The organism is Microbacterium sp. zg.Y909, assembly GCF_024626565.1.
Genome location: NZ_JANJFJ010000488.1, coordinates 1 through 2931, shown reverse-complemented (window position 1 = coordinate 2931; position 2931 = coordinate 1). Strand labels below are relative to the sequence as shown.

Below are 2931 nucleotides of genomic sequence, written 5' to 3'. Positions count from 1 at the left end.
TGGCCCGGCCGGCCGGCGCGGCCGACCGCACCGCGCTGCCGATCGCGGGGGATGACGCACAGGCGAAGTCCGAGGCTGCCGCAATCATCAACCGTCTCGGCTTCGATACGGTCGACGCCGGAACGCTCCACGAAAGCTGGCGCTTCGAGCCCGAGACCCCCGCCTACGGGAAGATCTACTTCAGCGACCCGGCGCTGCCCGAGGATCAGATGATGGACGCCGAGCCGGCTCCCACCCCGGCGTCTGAGGTGCGTGAGGCGCTCGACGCCGCGACGCGGGTCGACGTCGCCGCACGGCGGTTCTAGCCGGCCGGCTCAGCCGAACTCGTCGTCCGGGTCGTGGCCGACCACCGCGTTGCCGTCGGCGTCGAGCGACACCACGACGCCCGTCTCGAGTTCCGCGACGGGTCGCCCCTCGAGAAAGGTCAGCGTCCAACGCGGCCGCGGCTGACCCAGCTCGTCGGTGGGCATCGCCCGATCGACGGCGTGGATCTGACCGCGGATGCTGTCGGGCACCGACCGGGGCGGTTCGTCGCCGGAGGTCCAGCGTGTTCCGAGCTGCATGTCAGGCCTCCTGCGGGACGAGCACGATGTCGAGCACCGAGGTGGACTCGGCCTCCTGGTAGGTGATCTCGGCGATGCGTCCCACGGCCTTGAGGTCGCCCTCGGCCTCACGCAGCAGCGCTGCGATGGTGGGGGTGGCGCCCATCGTCACGCGCTCCACGGCGGTCTTCTGCGACGCCTTCGCCTCGGTCTTGGCGCGGCGGATGCCGATCAGCGCCTCGCCGACGGCCGACAGCACCGCGGGGTCGCCCTGGATGCCGAGCGGTTCGGGCCACGCCGCGGTGTGCACCGACCCCTCCTCGAACCACGACCACGCCTCCTCGGTGGCGAAGGCCAGCACGGGGGCGAGCAGTCGCAGCAGCGTCGACAGCGCCAGGCGCAGGGCGAGCGCGGCAGAAGCCTGACCCACGTCGGCCTGGTTGTAGGCGCGCTCCTTGACCAGCTCGAGGTAGTCGTCGCAGAACGTCCAGAAGAACGCCTCGGTGACTTCCAGCGCGCGGGCGTGGTCGTACGCGTCGTAGGCCTTGGTCGCTTCGCGCACGACGCCGTCGAGGGCGGCGAGCATGGAGGCATCCAGCGCGTGGGTCACCTCGGCGCCCTCGGGCACGGGGAACGACAGCACGAACTTCGCCGCGTTGAGCACCTTGATCGCGAGGCGCCGACCGATCTTGACCTGTGTGGGGTTCTGCGGGTCGAACGCCGCGTCGGCGCCCAGGCGGCTGGAGGCGGACCAGTACCGCACGGCATCCGTTCCGTGCTGCGCGAGGATGTCCGCCGGAGTCACGACGTTGCCCTTGGACTTCGACATCTTCTTGCGGTCGGGGTCGACGATGAAGCCGGAGATCGCGGCATCCGACCAGGGGGCGCGGTCGTCCTCGAGGGCGCTGCGCAGCATGGTGGAGAAGAGCCACGTGCGGATGATGTCCTGGCCCTGCGGGCGCATGTCGAACGGGGCCACGAGCTCCCAGAGCTCGGGGTCGCGCTCCCAGCCGCCGGCCAGCTGCGGTGTGAGCGACGACGTCGCCCACGTGTCGAAGATGTCCCGCTCGGCGTCGAAGCCACCCGGCACGCCGCGCTGCTCCTCGGTGTAGCCCGGCGGCACATCGACGGTGGGGTCGACCGGCAGGGCGGCGAGGTCGGGGGTGAGCACGCGGCTGTAGTCCCGCTCGCCGTTCTCGTCGAGGCCGTACCAGACCGGGATCGGCACGCCGAAGAACCGCTGGCGTGAGACCAGCCAGTCGCCGGTGAGGCCGTTGGTCCAGTTCTCGTAGCGCACGCGCATGAAGTCCGGATGCCAGTCCATGCCGGCGCCCAGCGCGATGAGCTTCTCGCGCAGCTGCGGGTCTCGCGCGCCGTTGCGGATGTACCACTGGCGCGTGGAGACGATCTCGAGCGGGCGATCGCCCTTCTCGTAGAACTTCACCGGGTGGGTGAAGGGCTTGGGGTCGCCGATCAGCTCGCCCGACTCGCGCAGCAGCTCGACGATGCGCTTCTTGGCGCTGAACACGGTCTTGCCCGCGAGCTCGGCGTATGCGGCGAGGGCGGCATCCGTCGTGATGACATCCGGTGCGTCGGCGACGACGCGGCCGTCCTTGCCGAGGATGGTGCGGTTGGGAAGGTCGAGCTCGCGCCACCAGATGATGTCGGTCACGTCTCCGAAGGTGCAGATCATGGCGATGCCCGATCCCTTGTCCTTCTGCGCGAGGGGGTGCGCGAGCACCGGCACCTCGACGTCGAAGAGGGGCGTGCGCACCGTCGAGCCGAAGTACGGCTGGTAGCGCTCGTCGTCGGGGTTGGCCACGAGGGCGACGCAGGCAGCCAGCAGCTCGGGACGGGTGGTCTCGATCTCGATGTCGCCGGTGCCGTCGGTGAGGTGGAAGGCGACCCGGTGGTAGGCGGCAGGCTGGTCGCGGTCTTCGAGCTCGGCCTGGGCGATCGCGGAGCGGAAGTCGATGTCCCACAGGGTCGGGGCCATCGCCTGGTAGGCCTCGCCGCGCTCGACGTTGCGCAGGAACGCCAGCTGGCTGGTGCGCACCGTCTCGTCCGAGATGGTGCGGTAGGTCTGGGTCCAGTCCACGCTGAGACCGAGCTGGCGGAACAGCGCCTCGAAGTGCTTCTCGTCCTCGACGGTGAGACGCTCGCACAGCTCGATGAAGTTGCGGCGACTGATGGGCACCTGGTCGGCGGCCTTGCTGCTCTTGTTGTCGCCGCCCTCGAACGGAGGGGTGAAGTCGGGGGTGTAGGGGAGCGACGGGTCGCAGCGGACGCCGTAGTAGTTCTGCACGCGCCGCTCGGTGGGCAGGCCGTTGTCGTCCCAGCCCATGGGGTAGAACACCGTCTTGCCGCGCATGCGCTCGTAGCGCACCTT

General features: G+C 69.9%; 2 protein-coding genes and 1 pseudogene. 1 reads left to right on the top strand and 2 read right to left on the bottom strand.

Annotated features, from left to right (window positions below; all coding sequences use genetic code 11):
* A pseudogene (locus tag NQ160_RS21765) lies at positions 1 to 305 on the top strand (NADP oxidoreductase); the annotation flags it as partial.
* A gap of 9 nt (positions 306 to 314) precedes the next feature.
* On the opposite strand, the gene NQ160_RS21760 reads toward NQ160_RS21765, so the two are convergent.
* Together NQ160_RS21760 and valS are read right to left on the bottom strand one after the other, a co-directional pair.
* On the bottom strand, positions 315 to 563 hold the full coding sequence (locus NQ160_RS21760; protein WP_257517140.1) for a hypothetical protein: 249 nt from the start codon (positions 561 to 563) through the stop codon (positions 315 to 317).
* 1 nt (position 564) lies between these two features.
* The coding region (gene valS, locus NQ160_RS21755) for a valine--tRNA ligase (RefSeq protein ID WP_257517139.1) at positions 565 to 2931 on the bottom strand (2367 nt) is incomplete at its 5' end.

Bases quoted from the DNA above. Each gene is read 5' to 3' on its own strand.
- NQ160_RS21760 (WP_257517140.1), bottom strand. From the start codon at position 563: ATGCAGCTCGGAACACGCTGGACCTCCGGCGACGAACCGCCCCGGTCG.